The 17,097-nt window shown below is 40.5% G+C and carries 14 protein-coding genes and 1 riboswitch; of the genes, 12 read left to right on the forward strand and 2 right to left on the reverse strand.

Annotation, left to right across the window (positions count from 1 at the left end):
- The first annotated feature begins 70 nt into the window (after positions 1 to 70).
- From R2S10_RS00430 to R2S10_RS00475, 10 genes are all read left to right on the forward strand, one after another.
- Positions 71 to 229, forward strand: coding sequence for a hypothetical protein (locus tag R2S10_RS00430; protein WP_316838445.1), 159 nt, complete (start codon positions 71 to 73; stop codon positions 227 to 229).
- Between the two features lie 17 nt (positions 230 to 246).
- Complete coding sequence (locus R2S10_RS00435) at positions 247 to 666, forward strand: hypothetical protein (protein ID WP_316838446.1); 420 nt, start codon at positions 247 to 249, stop codon at positions 664 to 666.
- Between the two features lie 29 nt (positions 667 to 695).
- Complete coding sequence (locus R2S10_RS00440) at positions 696 to 1,439, forward strand: PRC-barrel domain-containing protein (protein ID WP_316838447.1); 744 nt, start codon at positions 696 to 698, stop codon at positions 1,437 to 1,439.
- Between the two features lie 105 nt (positions 1,440 to 1,544).
- Positions 1,545 to 2,768, forward strand: coding sequence for a VCBS repeat-containing protein (locus R2S10_RS00445; RefSeq protein WP_316838448.1), 1,224 nt, complete (start codon positions 1,545 to 1,547; stop codon positions 2,766 to 2,768).
- A 390-nt stretch (positions 2,769 to 3,158) separates the two neighbouring features.
- Positions 3,159 to 3,389, forward strand: coding sequence for a hypothetical protein (locus R2S10_RS00450; protein WP_316838449.1), 231 nt, complete (start codon positions 3,159 to 3,161; stop codon positions 3,387 to 3,389).
- Between the two features lie 74 nt (positions 3,390 to 3,463).
- Positions 3,464 to 3,667: riboswitch (cobalamin riboswitch) on the forward strand.
- A 112-nt stretch (positions 3,668 to 3,779) separates the two neighbouring features.
- Entirely contained in the window at positions 3,780 to 5,843 is a 2,064-nt protein-coding gene (locus R2S10_RS00455; protein WP_316838450.1) for a TonB-dependent receptor, read from the forward strand.
- Positions 5,840 to 6,985, forward strand: a complete 1,146-nt coding sequence (locus tag R2S10_RS00460) for a DUF5074 domain-containing protein (RefSeq protein ID WP_316838451.1) — start codon at positions 5,840 to 5,842, stop codon at positions 6,983 to 6,985. The genes R2S10_RS00455 and R2S10_RS00460 overlap by 4 nt, the downstream gene beginning before the upstream one ends.
- A gap of 12 nt (positions 6,986 to 6,997) precedes the next feature.
- Positions 6,998 to 8,281, forward strand: coding sequence for a hypothetical protein (locus R2S10_RS00465; protein ID WP_316838452.1), 1,284 nt, complete (start codon positions 6,998 to 7,000; stop codon positions 8,279 to 8,281).
- A 31-nt stretch (positions 8,282 to 8,312) separates the two neighbouring features.
- Positions 8,313 to 9,533 (forward strand): hypothetical protein, encoded by a 1,221-nt coding sequence (locus R2S10_RS00470; protein ID WP_316838453.1) that lies wholly within the window; start codon positions 8,313 to 8,315, stop codon positions 9,531 to 9,533.
- 9 nt (positions 9,534 to 9,542) lie between these two features.
- Positions 9,543 to 10,745, forward strand: coding sequence for a hypothetical protein (locus tag R2S10_RS00475; protein ID WP_316838454.1), 1,203 nt, complete (start codon positions 9,543 to 9,545; stop codon positions 10,743 to 10,745).
- A gap of 128 nt (positions 10,746 to 10,873) precedes the next feature.
- Here R2S10_RS00475 and R2S10_RS00480 read toward each other — a convergent pair whose 3' ends face one another.
- Both R2S10_RS00480 and R2S10_RS00485 read right to left on the reverse strand, forming a co-directional pair.
- Positions 10,874 to 13,555, reverse strand: coding sequence for a glycoside hydrolase family 78 protein (locus R2S10_RS00480; protein ID WP_316838455.1), 2,682 nt, complete (start codon positions 13,553 to 13,555; stop codon positions 10,874 to 10,876).
- 242 nt (positions 13,556 to 13,797) lie between these two features.
- Positions 13,798 to 14,223 (reverse strand): DUF2846 domain-containing protein, encoded by a 426-nt coding sequence (locus R2S10_RS00485; RefSeq protein WP_316838456.1) that lies wholly within the window; start codon positions 14,221 to 14,223, stop codon positions 13,798 to 13,800.
- Positions 14,224 to 14,355: 132 nt separating this feature from the next.
- On the opposite strand from R2S10_RS00485, the gene R2S10_RS00490 reads away from it, so the two are divergent.
- Together R2S10_RS00490 and R2S10_RS00495 are read left to right on the forward strand one after the other, a co-directional pair.
- On the forward strand, positions 14,356 to 16,230 hold the full coding sequence (locus R2S10_RS00490) for a hypothetical protein (RefSeq protein WP_316838457.1): 1,875 nt from the start codon (positions 14,356 to 14,358) through the stop codon (positions 16,228 to 16,230).
- An 11-nt stretch (positions 16,231 to 16,241) separates the two neighbouring features.
- On the forward strand, positions 16,242 to 16,931 hold the full coding sequence (locus R2S10_RS00495) for a hypothetical protein (protein WP_316838458.1): 690 nt from the start codon (positions 16,242 to 16,244) through the stop codon (positions 16,929 to 16,931).
- Positions 16,932 to 17,097 lie beyond the last annotated feature (166 nt).

Consider the following 17,097-nt stretch of genomic DNA (forward strand, 5'->3'; position numbering starts at 1 on the left):
CAATCCATTTGCGGATTGTTTTCTTATTAACGTTTTTAGGGAAAGGAATCAGCTATAAAAGGAGGATCCTATGGGAATTAACGAGATTATTGGAGTATTGGCAATTATTTTTGTCTTGCTGTTGGTGATTTTTCTAGTCCGCAGAAACAGGAAAGATCAGGAAGAATTTGAGCGACAAATGAACGAGTCTGAAATTAAGCCGGAAAAGCATAAAGGAGATCATGTGTAAACTTTAAGACTACTATCATGGAATTTGTAGGAATTATGTTTGCCCTATTTTTTGCCATTATATTAACTGCTTTTTTTAGTCTGGTTTTTAAAAATACCGGACCTTGGGCCGGATTTTGGACTTTCTTTGTGTTGTTGTTCTTTGTGTCGCTTGCTACTGGCGAATGGGCCGCTCAGCGCGGGCCTACTGCATGGGGATATTATTGGGCTCCAGGCTTTATTGCGGCTTTCTTAGTTGGATTGTTGCTCGCCTCGGTTTCCCCCAACTCAGATGCCAAGCGAACAAGTAAACTAAAAAACAGGCCAGAACATAGCGCTAACGAAGAACTTCGGGACTTTGAGGTTGCTGTAGTTACAGTTGTACTGGGCTTTTTTTTCTGGAGCTTGCTTGTTGTGTTGGCTTTGCTCGCTATTGCCGGTATCGTGATTAAGATGTAAAGATCATTTAACTGTTAAACCTTTGTATTATGCAACACAGCATTAAAAGTCTGATTGGTTTCAAATTAGGGGCAATCGACGGAGAAATAGGAAAAGTGGAGGAGTTTTACTTTGATGACGAAAGCTGGACGATTCGTTATCTGGTGGTAAAGACTGGTGGTTGGTTATCAGATCGTAAAGTGCTGATTTCACCTGTGGCATTAATGGAGCCGGATTGGGAAAATCAATCTTTTCCGGTTAAACTTACCAAGGAACAGATTAAACACAGCCCGGATATAGATACACATATGCCAGTCTCCCGTCAGCAAGAAATGGCCTTATATAAATATTATGAATGGCCATATGGCGATCCAATAGGCGCAGGATTTTACGGTCATATGGGGATGATGGGTATGGTGGAATCCAGGGTGTCTTTTGAGCAGGCCATTACGGCAATGCGGAACGATAAGGAACCCGGAGACCCGCATTTGCGCAGTACCTCGGAATTGAAGGGTTATCGCATTCATGCCATAGATGGTGAAATAGGTCATGTTACTGATTTTACCGTAGATGAGCATTGGAGAATTCGTTTTTTGGTCTTGGACACCGGGAATTGGTTTCATGGAAAAAAGGTGCTGATTTCAACGGAATGGATAACGGCAGTTAGTTGGGCACATTCCAGGGTTGATGTAGGGATTTCATTGGAGGCCGTAAAAGGCAGCCCTGAATATGATGCTGATCAGCCTATAAGAGAAAGCGATGAAACAGATCTAAACCGTCACTATGGTAAGTAGAAAAATGATCAATATGTTTTGTAAATTGCTGTTAAGCTGGATATGAAAAATCAGCGCCATGGCAAGAACATGTAGTTAATAAATGTTTCAAAACTATATCATCTCATGATTATGAAGTTATCTCCATATGGAAAATCTTATCTGATTACCACCCTGCTAATTTTTACTTTTATTCACAATTCCTGCTCACAGAGTATGGAAACTAGATATTTTAAAGACGTGACCACTAGTCATTTGCCAATAGATCCGGAAGCACATACCTTGGATGTAGCATTGGCAGATGTGAACGGTGATGGACACTTAGACGCTATACTGGCTGTAGAAAACTTACCTAATCGGTTATACCTCAATGATGGCAGCGGAAAATTCAACTGGAAGAAAGGTGTCTTTGCAGAAGAATCACACGATACAGAACATGTACGTATTGGAGATTTTGATAAAGATGGAAACTTAGACGTCATTTTTGTAGCAGAAGATGACAGGAGCCATGAGTTTTATTTAGGAAATGGGGACGGAACATTTAGAAATGTAAGCGAGCGATTACCAGCAAGGAGTGAGGCGAATGGATTAGATATTGGAGATGTAAACGGAGATGGTTTGCTAGATGTTATTGTTGGAAATACCGGCCCCACACCACAAAGCTTCTTGTGGCTCAATGACCCTGAAAAGCCTGGATACTTCATCGATTACACGAAAGAAGGGCTGCCCAAACTCCGTTGGGAAACACAATCAGCAAAGTTAGCTGATTTAAACAATGATGGAATCCTGGATTTAATTGCTGGAAATGAAGTTCCCCCTAATCGATTGTTCTTTAATGATGGAAAAGGACATTTTACCGAACAGCCGGAAAGGCTGGAACTGAAAGTGCCACTACACACCAGGGAAGTTTTAACCTTTGATGCAAATGGAGACAAGCATCCAGATATCCTGTTTCTTAACTTAACAAGTAATGGCGGAGCTTTTGAGAAAGATCCTACTGCACGTTTACTGATAAACGATGGCAAGGGGAATTTTAAAGATGAAACAGCTAAAAGAATCCCTAAACAGGATTATTCCACTTACGCTGGCGCAGTTATAGACTTTAACCGTGATGGACAGCCAGACCTAATCTTAAGTGCAATTAAAACGCCTCCTTTTCAGGCGATGCAAGTTCAGGCATTACAGAACGATGGAAAAGGGAATTTTAAGCAGGTGACTAGCGAAGTGATTCCGGAATCTACTGTGGGAAGGAGCTGGGGAATAGCCCTTGGCGATGTAAACGGTGATGGCAAAGTAGATCTTTTTATTGGCCAATGGGGAACACAGGCGAGGTTGCTTCTAGGAAAATAGAGAACTAATTCCGTATCTGTTTTCTCTCTTCTTCCCAATCTTTATTATCTTCTTCGTGATAATTTCTTCCTAATGTACCGTAATTGACCCCTATACTTTTAAAGTAACTATTAAGCAGTTCATATTTTTGGTTAACTAAGCGTTTTTTTCATCTATCCTTGATTGAAATTTCAATTAAATATACGTTTTCCTGATCTGAACTATCCTAGCTGAGGACTAGATTATTAGTGAATAATGATGCAAAAGATTCGTTATTCGGATCAGCTGCTTGATGAATTGCTAAAGTGAATTCAATAGAAAATATACTCCGAAAATAGAATTGGGCAATTTTTCTTAGTGTATATTTGAGCCAACACAATAAAAGCACATTTCTAACGCTATAATTGCAATATGAATTTACCAATGCGCATCACATTTGATGAAAGAGACTATACCTACGTTGTTTTGACGAAGGGAATAACGAAAGAAACTACTACAATCCAGATTAACCTGAATGATAAAGAGTATCAGCTGGCTTGCAATGTAAAAGGGGATTGGGATGTGGTTGATGCAACTATTAACGATTACCCAGGACTACTTAAAGCGATAGGAAGAAACATCAAACTTCGCTATAGATTATAAAAAAACAATATCAAAGCCTTGTGTTTGCGCACATGACAAATAACAAATTGTTTTTTTTATAAAAATAGATTATATCTTTATGAAAAATTTTTGGTCTGTTTTTCTAAATTTTGAGGAAAAATAGTTAAAAGGGAATCAGGTGTAAATCCTGAACAGGCCCGCTACTGTAAGTTCTATTAAGTCTTTAAACGGTATGATACCACTGTTTCGATAAGAAATGGGAAGGTTGTTTAAAGATGGAACAAGTCAGGATACCTGCCAAAATTAAATGGTTAAAGACTTTCGAGGAATAAAGTTGAACAACAAGAAAATTGCCTGATTATTCTATAATTGGGGTTCTTCGCGTTTTTTATTATTACATCTCAGGAAGTCTTTGCAATTAATTTTGTGATGTATAATAAGAAAAAAACGCTTTTACTACTCTTCCTAACATTTGTCCCATTTTGGCTTTGCGCTCAGAAAACTACTGATTCTACAGCTGCTGATACTGTAAAAGTATTAAAGGGTGTCACGATAAAAGCAAAGCCCTTCCAGGAAGTCATTCCTGTCCAGAGTCTTTCCGGAAAACAACTCGAAAACTTATCAAGCCATACGGTTGCCGATGCACTTCGGTATTTTGCCGGCATCCAGATTAAGGATTATGGTGGGCTTGGTGGACTGAAAACAGTCGACGTCCGCAACATGGGAACGCACCATGTGGGCGTTTTTTATGATGGGATCCAGTTGGGCAATGCACAGAATGGTGTGACCGATTTAGGTAAATACTCGCTGGATGATATGGAATCCCTGACGCTATATAACGGTCAGAAAAGCGAAATATTCCAGTCAGCCAAGGACTTTGCTTCGGCTTCTGCCATTTACATGAGAACGAAACGCCCGGTTTTTGAGGGGAGTAAAAAATCAAATTTATTATTGCGCTATAAGACCATGTCGATCAATTATCATGATCCTTCTTTCAGATGGGAACAGAAATTAACTGATCAGGTCAGCATGAGTGTCAGCTCTGAATACATCAAATCCAATGGCGAATATGAATTCAGGTATAAAAGAAATAATCAGGATGGAACGCTGGCTTATGATACTACAGCGACCCGGAAAAACAGTGATATCCAGGCATTGCGGATTGAATCCGGGCTTTATGGAAAGCTAAATAATGGTTCCTGGGATGCCAAAGTGTATTATTACGATTCCAAAAGAGGGGCACCAGGAGCGATTGTAGAAAACAAGTTTGCAGATGGATACCGGCAAAATGATCAGAATTTCTTCGCCCAGGCTTTTTTTGTGAAAGACATTAGTCCTAAATATAAATTCCAGGCAAGGGCAAAATATGCGAATGATGTGACGCACTATATTGCCAGAGATACGACCAGTATATTAGGAGAGACGGTCACCGAAGGCGCACAATCAGACGATAGGTATCACCAGCAGGAGATCTACCTGTCGGCAGTAAACATGTACAGCATATTGCCTATCTGGGATGTTTCGCTGTCCACAGACTTTCAGTACAATAAATTAGACGCCACCAGAAAAGGAATACTCACACAGTTTTCCTATCCTCAGCGCTATACAGGATTACTTTCCCTGGCTACTTCCCTTAAGCTTGGAGAATTTAAACTGCTCGGGAATATTCTGGGTACCCATGTGAAAGAGCTGGTTCGCTTTAATGCAAAAGCCCCCGATAAAACAGAATTTACACCCGCAGTCTTTATAGGCTATAAGCCATTTAAAGCGTATGATCTCAACCTACGCGCATTTGCAAAACGTATTTTCAGGATGCCGACTTTTAATGATTTGTATTATACGATGGTTGGTTCCAGCACTTTGAAACCTGAATACATGAATCAGTATGATGTCGGTTTTACCTATAATTTACCAATAGGTAAAGGCTTTCTAGACAAATTTTCTATTCAGGCGGATGCCTATTATACCCATACAAAAGATAAAATCGTAGCTGCACCTACCGGGAATTTATTCCGTTGGATGATGACAAATATGGGACAGGTGCGAGGAAAAGGACTAGAATCAGTCATCAATGTAGCCGGGCATCTGAACAAACTAAACCTTGCTGCAAATCTAGCCTATACCTATTCCATAAGCAGGGATTATACAAAATTTGCAGGTCTGGAATTGTCATCTTATGGAGATCAGATCCCTTATACACCATGGCATAGCGGATCCACAATCCTAAACGCCGGTTATGAATCATGGAATTTCAACTACAGCTTTATTTACGTAGGAAAGCGATACAATGGAAATGTAAACAACATTAAAGTGAATGAAGTGCAGCCCTGGTATACCCATGATTTATCCGTTCAGAAGCTTTTTGCGCTTCATCATTATAAAATAAAAGGAACGGTAGAGCTGAATAACCTACTCAATCAGCACTACGAGGTGATCTATAATTATCCCATGCCTGGCCGTACATTAAAATTTATAATCAGCATTGAGCTATGAGAAAAGGAACTGCAAAAATATTGTTGAGTTTATGGATAGTCATTGCTTTTATTTCCTGCAGGAAAGATGAAGTTATTTTCCTATCCTCCTATAAAAATGTTGCCCAGCCAAGGTTTGAAGGCAATATAGAAGGTTTTTACCTGCTTAATGAGGGCAATATGGGGATGAATAGGGCAAGTCTTGATCTGTTTAATTACAGGACAGGGAACTATACTACTGATATTTATTCGGAACGTAATCCTAGCGTGGTAAAGGAGCTGGGAGATGTAGGCAACGACATAAAAATATATGGTAATAAAGTTTATGCGGTAATCAACTGCTCTAATAAGGTGGAAGTTATCGATAAATGGACGGCCAAACGTATCAAAAAAATAGACATCCCTAATTGTAGATATGTAACCTTTAGCAATGGTAAAGCTTATGTCAGCTCTTATTCCGGACCGGTAGCCATAGATCCTAATGCGGAGTTAGGTTTTGTTGCAGAGATAGATACGGCCACATTAGAGATAAAGCGAAAGGTAACCGTTGGGTATCAGCCGGAGCAAATGGTGGTGCATAATGGGAAACTATATGTGGCGAATTCCGGAGGATATAGAGTGCCTAATTACGACCGGACAGTATCTGTCATAGACCTGGAAACTTTTAAGGAAATAAAAAAGATAGACGTAGGCATTAACCTCTATGGTATGCAAATAGATAGCAGGGGCGATATTTATGTCAGCTCAAGAGGCGATTATTACGGTACCCCTTCCAACCTTTTTGTAATCGATACCAAGACAGATGAGAAAAAGATGCAGTTGGACCTTCCGGTTTTAGGAATGTGCCTCGTCGATGATGCACTTTATTTCTATAGTGTAGCCTGGAGTTACCTGACCAATAGCAATAAAATCACCTATGGAATATTGGATACCAAGACCAAAAAGGTCGTTAGCGATAAAATTATTACCGATGGTACCGATAAGAAAATCATGATTCCTTATGGACTTCAGGTAAATCCCGAGACCAAAGAGATCTACATCACCGATGCCCAAAACTATGTGGTCACAGGTTATATCTATTGCTTTACGCCTGAGGGTAAATTAAAATGGAAAACCACTGCCGGGAATATTCCTGCGCATTTTGCCTTTATCTATAAAAACTAAATTATCACAACTATGTATGACAGATCGTTAAAGTATTTTCGCTCGGTATTGCTGCTGTTCTTAGCGGTTGTACTTGTTCAGTGTTCCAAGAAAAACAACACTGAGCCAGAGGGAGGGAAGATTGAAAATAATGAGTATAAAGTAAGCAGATCCTCAGTAATCGCCATCAGCGCTTATGCTGCCGGAACTGAAGACGCAACGTATTCCTGGAGTATCACCAATGCCCCATCAGAGAATTATTCTATAGCTGATGCCAATGCAAAAGAAGCCCTGTTTGCTGCAGCAGAAATTGGAACTTATGAATTGGCAGTGCTGATCAATGATAAAGGAAATGTACAAACACAAAAAGTTAAAGTGTATGTCAGCAAAGAGGCGAAAGAATACAAGACTTTTATAGATAAAGTATATGAATTTAAACCTGCCCCTGGACAATTTATCAATGATTTGCCAGCAGCAAATGATGGTGAAACCACTGATCGGATTCTGAGCAGAGCCAATACTTATCTGGCTAAGAAAAGTGGCGACCTGATCTCGCTTGGCGCATTTGGCGGCTATGTTGTTTTTGGATTTGACCACACCATTTTAAATGTAAAAGGAAAGCGGGATTTCAGAGTTTTAGGCAATGCTTTTTGGGCAGAAGCCAATCCTAACCCAGATGCAACCATGCGTGGTGGCAGTAGTGAAGCCGGGGTAATCATGGTCTCTTATGATAAAAACAAAAATGGACTGCCGGATGATGAATGGTATGAAATAGAAGGAGCAGGCCATAAGATGGAAAAAACCATCCCTAATTACGAGATTACTTATTACAGACCGGACCCGAATAAAAAGCCCGTTCCGGGTGGGGGTACAGGAACTGTCCTCTTTACAGATATAGAATATATATTATGGAAAGACAATCAGGGCAAGAGTGGCTATCTGGCGCAAAACAATGCCTACAATCACTCCTTAGACTATTGGCCAAAATGGATGAAAGATCAAGCATCTATCACTTTTAAAGGCACCAGATTGCCCGACAATGCAGTCGATGAAAGCGGAACGGGCAGTTACTTCGTACAGTACGCGTTTTTATATGGATATGCTGATAATGCGCCCAATAATGACGATGATTCTGCTATAGATATTGATTGGGCCATAGATAAAAACGGAAACAAAGTGAAGCTTCCAGGAATAAACTTCGTAAAGGTTTACAATGGGCTGAATCAACAGGCTGGATGGCTGGGCGAAACTTCTACAGAAATCATGGGAGCCACAGATTTGCACCTCTCCGGAGAAAATATCCCTACCAGGAAATAGTACGTTACCTTAAAATTGTTATCAATAAATTATGAAAAAAAACTTTACTCATTTGTTGTTACTCGCCTGCGTATTTGCAGGATGTAGTAAAAACGATGTTAAACCTGAAGAGGGTTTAAATCCAAAAGACATCACACTTCAGGAGAAATATGAGGTAAACACTTTTACCGTCCTGAACATCAGCGCTGCGGCTAATACTGCTAATCCAACTTACGAGTGGGTAATGACAAAAAATCCTGTGAACCAGGTCACAGATTCAATTGTCGGAAATACGAAAGACTTAAGATTTATCGCAGTATACCCAGGTACTTATGAATTGAGCTTAAATGTTTCATCAGCTGGTAAAAAGGGGCTTAAAAAAACGACGATAAACGTCATTAATGAGGCTAAAAACTACAACCCTTATATCACCAGTATTTATGACTTCAACCCTGCGCCAGGGATGTTCGCCAATGATTTGTATGTAGCAGGGAATTTAAAGGCAGATGTGATGCGCAAAGCATTAGGCAGGATCAATGAAACCAGTGTGGGTTATCCCTTGGATTTAGGTGGATTTGGAGGGGCTATTGTTGTCGGATTTGACCATACTGTAGTGAATATTCCAGGAGAAAAGGATTTCAGGGTTTATGGAGGTGATTTAACAGATAGAGCCAATCCACCTGCACCTGGATTGATCTATGTGGCCTATGATAAGAATAAAAATGGTAAACCGGATGAGGATGAATGGTATGAAATTGTAGGAAGTCAGCATGCAAAGGAAAATACAGTTAAGAATTTTAAGATTACCTATCATAAAAAAGCAGCAGGATTGCCGGTAGTGGTGGCTGGTCCTAATGACCCATTTACCGATCGTGAACACATGTTTTGCGAAAACAATCAAACCGAATCCTACTACATGCCTAGAGCTAAAACCAGAAAAGAGTATTACCCATTATGGGCTACTCAAAATACAGCTGTGTTTGAAGGCATGAAGTTAAATGTAAGTTTTGGACCTGCACGTGCAGGGCAGACTACCCTTTGGAACTTTGTAGCGCCGGAATGGGGATATGTAAATGCAGTAGATCCTGATATTGATGTCGATTGGGCAGTTGATAAAAACGGGAACAAGGTGAACCTTCCTGGAGTAGATTTTATAAAAGTGGTCAACTGTGTGTCTGAACCTATGGGCCTTTGTCAGCAGCAATCTTCTATGGCGACCAAATTCTCTGGGGCCGGAGACCTTCACCTATTAAAAAAGTACAACTTAAGATAAGTATAAAAGATGAAAAAATATATCAAACATATCCTGTGTATTTCGGCTTTTGGCGTACTGTATTCCTGCAGTAAAGATGCCGTAAAACCAGAACCAATTCCTGATCCGGAACAGACTATCGCTATCAAGTTAGCCGCAGATTTTTCGGTGGGCAGGTATAATGTGGTGCTGATCGATCCTGAGGTGACCATTGAAAATAGCAATGGCGTAGTTCCGCAGTATAAATGGACGGTAAAAGTAACCGGTAAGGACGGAGTTGTTAAGGATTCTGTAATCTGCGATACCAAGACTTTACAGTTCATCGCGCCAAAGGCGAATGATTATGCGGTAAATTTCACAGTTAGCTCTGGTAAAGTGACCAAGCAGGCTGCTACAAAAGTTAAGGTTTCAGAAACGAATAAAACCTACAATTTAAAGGCATTAACACTGGTAGATTATTTTCCTGCTCCCGGGATTACTAATGATGACCTTTCATTTACGGACAAATCATCGCTTTTATCAAAAATTCAATCGGATCTTACTGATGGAGCGGCGATTTTTCTCGGAACTTTTGGGGGCTATGTGGTGACTAAATTTGATCACACCGTGATCAATGCTTATGCTACACGTGATTTTATAGTTCAGATGCAGAGCAGCGAGAATATCAAGTTTTCTCCTACGAGCATATTTGTGGCTTATGATGCCAATAAAAATGGCATTGCCGATGAGAATGAATGGTATGAGATTGCTGGTAGTGAATACCATAAATCTACTACCGTCAAAAATCATGAAATGACTTATTATAAACCAGATCCGGCTAAGCCTGCTGTAGCGGGGCCAGCTGCCTGGCAGTTTGATACCACCTATCTTAAGTATACCGATAATAAAAACGGATCAGGTGCCATCACGAGGACTACAAAGTTTAGACGCTGGAATTATTACCCGCAGTGGCTTGGAGATTCGTATACCTTGAAAGGAACAAAAGTGTATATCCCAGTTAAAGATGTTAGTGATGGCGCAGGTACCAGCTTTAATGTAGGTACTTTCGAATGGGGTTATGGCGGGATCAAGGATTCGTCAATAGACATCAGCTGGGCGGTGGATGCCAACGGTAAAAAAGTACATTTACCAGGCATCGATTTCGTAAAAGTATACGTTCCTACGTTTACTGCTACAGGTGCTTCAGATCTGCTGACTGCTTACTTTGAAGAAGTAAGAGATTTAAATTTTTAGTAATAAATAGTGTGTCGTGTTTGCTGGGTCAGTCATGGCAGCAAAGCATAATTAATCATATCTGTTTTGACATAAAAGAAGGGGGAAATCATCCCCCTTCTTTTATTTTAACCTTTAGTTCATAATAGCTAAGCGATTTCAAATTGATATACCCCTGCATTAACTTTGATCATCGAAGCGATGACCTGTCCATTGCGGTATACCTTTTTACCATCAGCTACCGGGAAATTAATCACTGCATCTGAATTCGCCGGAATAGTCACCGAATAAATCACCTTATTTCCTGATCTTTTCCAGCTGGAAATGATTTTACCATAAGGGCCTTCATGTTCCGCTTTGAAATGGTCTAGCCCGGATACAAAATTTGGACGCAGCTGTACCCGCTTAAATCCAGGATACTCCTCATCAGGGTGGATACCACCTAATCCTTTAAAGAACCAGCCACCAATTTCGCCGAACATCATGTGATTTAAAGAGATGTCTCTTTCTGCTTTGATGTCCCAGTTTTCATAAAGGGTAGTGGCACCATTTACAATCCACCATCCCCAGGAAGGGTAAGTGTTCTGGGCAGCTAACTTATAAGCAGTTTCTGCTTGTCCGTTATCACTAAGCGCGTTCAATATCGCTTTGGCACCAAGTACCCCAACATCCAGGTGCATGCCATCTGCTGCAACTCTTTTGGCCAGATGCTCCGCAACCTTAGCTTTGAGCCCTTCAGGTACCAAATCCCACTGTAAGGCCATACTCAATTCCGTTTGTACTCCGGAAGCATAAGTCCCTCTTTCAGCGTTAAAATATTTGTTGTTTATAGCAGCTTTGACTTTTTCGGCGAGTTTACTGTAGTAGTCGAAATCCTTTTGTTTTTGCAGGAGTTTTGCTGCTTTTGCAAGAATAACTGCATCCACAAAGTAATAGGTAGAGGAAGTGTATTCCAGGTTGGAAGTCGACTTCACAGGTACCCAGTCTCCACGACCAAAAGTAGTGAGTCCCTGCGGACTGATTTGTGTGATGTAATCCACATACTTTTTCATGCTGTTGTAGCTATCAGCCAGAAGTTGACTATCGCCGTAAAAAAGGTAAATGTTCCATGGAATTATCGCAATGGTACTCGTCCAGTCTGTTCCATTTGCCGTTCCATATCCCCAGCCTGCGGTAGGAATAATATCAGGTAACACACCATTCGGCTTTTGCTCATCTCTGTGGTCTGCCAGCCATTTTTCATATACCGTGATCCCGTCAAAATTAAACAGTCCGGTTTCTATGGCGAAATGCCCATCACCTGTCCAGCCGTTCTTTTCTCTTTGAGGACAATCCGTAGGATAACCCATCAGGTTAGATAAATAAGAATTGTTGGTTGCCCACCATAGTCGATCTATTAATGGATTAGAAGAGCTTATACTGCCTTTTGCCGCCACATCGCTGTGCATAAAGTAACCGGTGATACTTTCTTTGCTGAGCTGAATAGGCTTACTGCTGGTCACTTCAATATATTGAAAACCTTTATAGTTGAACCGAGGCATAAATTCAACTTCTCCCTTTCCTGATAAGGTAATGATATCTGTTTGAAAAGGATCTGTTGCATCTTTGGGCCTATAATAAACATCAATATTGGAAAGGTCAACTCTGCCATTGGCATGCAGGCGTTCCCCATGTTTTAAACGGATGATGGTGCCTTCTTCCCCTTTTACCTTGATTTTGCTGACGCCAGATATGTTCTGACCAAGGTCAAAAACATAAGTCGTATCATCGAGCTTTTTCATGGATTTAACAGGGATTTCTTTCACATTACGGATCGGTTGCATCGCCTGACTGCTCAGTAGTTCTGAAGGCGCTTTCCTGATCACGACAGGTTCCCATTTACGGTCGTCAAAATTTGCGGTATTCCATCCCGGTTGTTCCAGGCGGAAATCATAATGCTCAGCAGTATAAATGTTATTCAGTACAATCGGACTGGAACTCGTTTTCCAGTCTTCGCCTGAGGTAATTACTGCCGTTGTTCCATCTGTATAAGTAACTCTGAGGTTCATACGAAAAGCAGGTCTTGCCCGCCATGCGGCCTTATCAAAATCCCATACCGCGAGTGCCTGGTGGTTGTACCAACCATTACCCAAAAGCACACCTATGGCATTACTGCCTTTTTGAATCTGGGAAGTCACATCATAGGAAACGTATAAATTTCTTTTGTCATAACGGGTAAACATTGGATCCAAACGATGGTTGCCCACCTTTTTACCGTTCAGGTATAATTCATATAATCCTGCCACAGCAATATATGCCCGGGCGGATTTAATTGGTTTGGAAGATTCAAATGCTTTTCTGAAATAGGGGGCAGGACGCTTATTAATGTCGTTCCCATCACTAATCCAGGCACCTTGCCATTGAGCCGTCATCATACCTGTTTCAAAACTGCTGATCGGACCAGAGGCTGCTGGCTTTCCATTTTTATCCCAAAGCACTACGGTCCAGAAATATTTGCTGAAAGCCTCCAGAGGCTGCCCTCCATAGTTTACTAAGCGATCGGCGGAATTTATCTTCCCGGAATCCCATGAGTTTCCTCTTCCTTTACTGACTCCTATTGAATCTTTTCCAACTATAACTCTATAAGCAGCTTGCCTGGCATCCTGACGATGATCTATCATTAACCAGGATAAACGCGGTTTGGATGCGTCAATTCCTATAGGATTGATGAGGTATTCACATTGCAGGGTAGCAGGTTTCACGATTATGGGAGCTTTGGCCATCCCGGTCGCCGACCAGGTCATGAGTAGCGGCAGGAATGGAAAGAATAAATACTTAAAATAGAGGTTCATTCGTATAAAATTAGGTGTTTGATTACAATAATAAACCCTTAAAAGGGAATTAGCAACCTGTACTGTCCTGTTAAGGACATAAATTTATGCGGTACAGGAATTAACTGGCCTGTATGGATAAAAAATCAAAACCCCTACCTGAAACATTTTTCAAGTAGGGGTTTTGGTGTATGTAGCCTTTTTTTATTCGGCTAAAGATTAATGCTGATCTAGTAGCTTAAATGAATGAGGGAATGAAAATGTTATTTTCCCTTTTTATCAGCAGGTAAACAAGCTGTTGTGGGAGCTACCTTTTTCAGTAATTCTTGTGCAGATGGCTCAACTGCTTCCACCAAATACAAATCAGGACCGTTCACTGCAACCAGGTAATTGCTTTTATCTGCAGTCACATTGATCTTGAATGGTCTTGATTTAGCATGACTACCAAGTCCGGTACCTTGTATAGATACAGTATGTTCTCCTGCAGCAATATCATGAACCGAAAAGCGCTTGTTTTTTAGGTTACAAACCAGTTTATCATCAATATACACCTTATAAGCAATAGCAGATCCTGTACTGTTGGTAGAACGGATAAAGTATACTTGCCCGGTTTCCTGAGGTTTAAAAGCACTGAATAAACACGTAATACCTATGGAAAATAAACAAAGGATAAAAATTTTGTATTTCATAAAAATGTTGAGATGGTTTATGAAGTAAAGCTATTGGTTTTTGAATTAAAACTTGTCATTTATCGTAACTTTGGAAAAAAATACTAAAAATTGCAATATTTAAAGACCAACACTCGCCGTAAGTCCAGGCCAGTGAAAAAGACGAATGGGCTAACCTGTTTTTTGTTGACCATTTGTGTGTTATTCCAACTTTCCTGTGTGGTTTCACGTAAAAACATGGTAAAAGAGCAGGACTTTACTTCCATCGTTCTGGATCTCGGAAATGTTAAGAATGATCAGGTTAGGGTAGAAGTGATCCCAACCAGCATAAAAAGTGATACCATTACTTATCATTTCGCAAGCATTATTCCAGGTACTTATGCCATCGCAGATTATGGTCGGTTTATCGAAGATATTTCTGCTTATGATAAAAATAATGAGCGTTTGCCGCTGATCCGTAAAGATTCCAATACTGTGGTCATCCATAAAGCAAAGAAGCTGACCCGATTGTCCTACCTGGTTAACGATACCTTCGATGCGGAAACCGGTGCAGATGTATTCGGATCAAAGGAAAAGGTGATCTTTTCTCCGGCAGGAACGAATATTAAAGCAGATACGCAGTTCTGGATAAATTGGGCAGGCTTTGCCGGATATTTTCAAGGAATGCAGGAAAAACCCTATCGCATTAGACTGAAGCATCCTGAGCAACTCTATGGCTCAACTGCAGCTATTGACAGCGACACTTCATCAAGCAGCGACCTTTATTCCTTTTCGCGTTTTGCTGAATTGGTAGACAACCCGGTGATGTATACTAAACCCGATACCGCTATGTTTCGCGTTAATGATATGGAGGTATTGTTAAGTGTCTATGCGCCGCATGGAAATACCAGCGCTAAACTATTAAAACCCGCATTAGAGAAAATGATGATTGCCCAGAAGAAATTTTTAGGCGCAGTCAACACCACAAAGAAATATGCTGTTTTGCTTTACCTGACTGCTTCTTCCGATGGTGATGCCAAAGGAATAGGGGCATTGGAACACAATAACTCAACCACGGCTGTTTTCAGGGAAAACATGACCAGTCAGGACCTCATCAATGTAATTGGTCATGAGTTTTTTCATACCGTTAGTCCTTTGAAAATTCATTCAGAGCAAATACGCTATTTTAACTATGAAAAGCCGGTCATGAGCCGCCATTTATGGTTTTATGAAGGTGTAACCGAATACTTTGCAAACCTCTTCCAGGTGAACCAGGGACTAATCTCCGAAGATAAATTTTATGACCTCATGACTGCCAAGATGAAGGCCGCCGAAGATTACAACGATTCTTTATCTTTTACAGAGATGAGCAAGAATGTGATTCAGGAGGATATGAAACGGGAGTATCCTAATGTTTATCAAAAAGGGGCATTGATCGCGATGTGTATGGATATTCTATTACGAGAACATAGCAATGGAGAGAAAGGGCTTTTGGCACTAGAGGCGCAACTCGCAGAAAAATATGGGAGCGACAAGCCTTTTGAAGACGCAGATTTCATCAACGTGATTACAAAGCTGACCTTTCCAGAAATGGGGGTCTTTCTGAATACCTATGTTGTGGAAGGAAAACCACTGGACTATTCAGCTTATCTAAAACGGATGGGACTAAAGGAAACAGTGGTACCCGTTGCTGAATCTATCGTTTTTGTGCATAACGATGCACTGTATATCAATATTGATCAGGACCAAAAACAGGTGCTGGTAGATTTACCCGATAACGAAAATCAATTCTTTACCAACCTCGGATTAAAAAACAAAGATGTATTGCTCTCCATTAATGGATTAGATTTTAATTCAGAGGATGGATCTGCCTCCATGATGCTTGGTTATGGACTTCAGGAGGGTAGTCCAATTCATATTTCGATCCTGCGTGAGGGAAAAAAAATGGAACTGAAAGGAACTGTTAAACTTAATTATAATGAGGTACCGGGCTTCAGATTTTCTGATCCAACTAAGCTCCCTTTAAAAACATCCTGGTTAAAAAAATAAAAACAAATCTAATGAGAAAACTAATTTTGATTACCCTGTTAAACTTTTCAGTAATTGCGTCATTCGCACAGAAATCAGTAGTTCTGGAGGCATTTGCTAAGCATGGTATCGACACGGCATTGCTATCAACAGCAACTAAACCGCGACCTGATAATTATGCTTTTGATCTTAAGTATAGCTCCATAGCCAGTAATAAAGAAACAGTTACTTTGGCCAGTTATGACCCTTCAAAACCTGAAGCGGAACGCTGGACAGTAATTTCAGTAAAAGGGAAAGCGCCAGGTAAATCAGAAATTAAAGCATTTTTGAAAGCCCATGCAAAACCTCAATCACAAACTGCCAGAGTGGATGAGTCTACTTATAAGATTGAAAAGGAAAATGCCGAGGTTCTGGTAATCAGTTACAAGCAAGATCCGGCTTCCTTGCCAGCAGAAGCTTCCTTTTTGAAGGATTGCAAATTACACATGACTATAAACCTGAAAACAAAAAGACTCGATAAAATCCAATCTTTAAATGAAAAGCCATTGAAAATAAAAATCTTCAATGCAGAGAAGCTCGACCTGGTCATCAAATTCAACTATAATGAAATGGAAAAAGCATATTTTGTGGAAAGTGAAGACCTGAATCTTATGGTGAAATTTCTAGGTCAGCTTGTACCAATGGAGACATTGTCGGAATATTCCAATTACAGAAAAATTTAAATAATGGTTCAGGCGAAATCCGATGTTCGCCTTCAAGAACCAATCTCTAAAGAAACGGATCTGCCTCCCTGGTAGATCCGTTTTTTTTGGTCGCAAATCCCCCTTGATATTGTCGTGTTTAGCCGCTGTTTACTATAGCTTTTTCCGGCATCTTTGTATTGCTCAG

The organism is Pedobacter gandavensis (assembly GCF_032678745.1).
Lineage (GTDB): Bacteria > Bacteroidota > Bacteroidia > Sphingobacteriales > Sphingobacteriaceae > Pedobacter > Pedobacter gandavensis_C.

What these genes read in the sequence shown, in the direction of transcription:
- R2S10_RS00430 (WP_316838445.1), top strand. Translation starts at nt 71, where the DNA reads ATGGGAATTAACGAGATTATTGGAGTATTGGCAATTATTTTTGTCTTG.
- R2S10_RS00450 (WP_316838449.1), top strand. Translation starts at nt 3,159, where the DNA reads ATGAATTTACCAATGCGCATCACATTTGATGAAAGAGACTATACCTAC.
- R2S10_RS00440 (WP_316838447.1), top strand. Translation starts at nt 696, where the DNA reads ATGCAACACAGCATTAAAAGTCTGATTGGTTTCAAATTAGGGGCAATC.
- R2S10_RS00445 (WP_316838448.1), top strand. Translation starts at nt 1,545, where the DNA reads ATGATTATGAAGTTATCTCCATATGGAAAATCTTATCTGATTACCACC.
- R2S10_RS00485 (WP_316838456.1), bottom strand. Translation starts at nt 14,223, where the DNA reads ATGAAATACAAAATTTTTATCCTTTGTTTATTTTCCATAGGTATTACG.
- R2S10_RS00435 (WP_316838446.1), top strand. Translation starts at nt 247, where the DNA reads ATGGAATTTGTAGGAATTATGTTTGCCCTATTTTTTGCCATTATATTA.
- R2S10_RS00495 (WP_316838458.1), top strand. Translation starts at nt 16,242, where the DNA reads ATGAGAAAACTAATTTTGATTACCCTGTTAAACTTTTCAGTAATTGCG.
- R2S10_RS00465 (WP_316838452.1), top strand. Translation starts at nt 6,998, where the DNA reads ATGTATGACAGATCGTTAAAGTATTTTCGCTCGGTATTGCTGCTGTTC.
- R2S10_RS00460 (WP_316838451.1), top strand. Translation starts at nt 5,840, where the DNA reads ATGAGAAAAGGAACTGCAAAAATATTGTTGAGTTTATGGATAGTCATT.
- R2S10_RS00475 (WP_316838454.1), top strand. Translation starts at nt 9,543, where the DNA reads ATGAAAAAATATATCAAACATATCCTGTGTATTTCGGCTTTTGGCGTA.
- R2S10_RS00480 (WP_316838455.1), bottom strand. Translation starts at nt 13,555, where the DNA reads ATGAACCTCTATTTTAAGTATTTATTCTTTCCATTCCTGCCGCTACTC.
- R2S10_RS00470 (WP_316838453.1), top strand. Translation starts at nt 8,313, where the DNA reads ATGAAAAAAAACTTTACTCATTTGTTGTTACTCGCCTGCGTATTTGCA.
- R2S10_RS00455 (WP_316838450.1), top strand. Translation starts at nt 3,780, where the DNA reads ATGTATAATAAGAAAAAAACGCTTTTACTACTCTTCCTAACATTTGTC.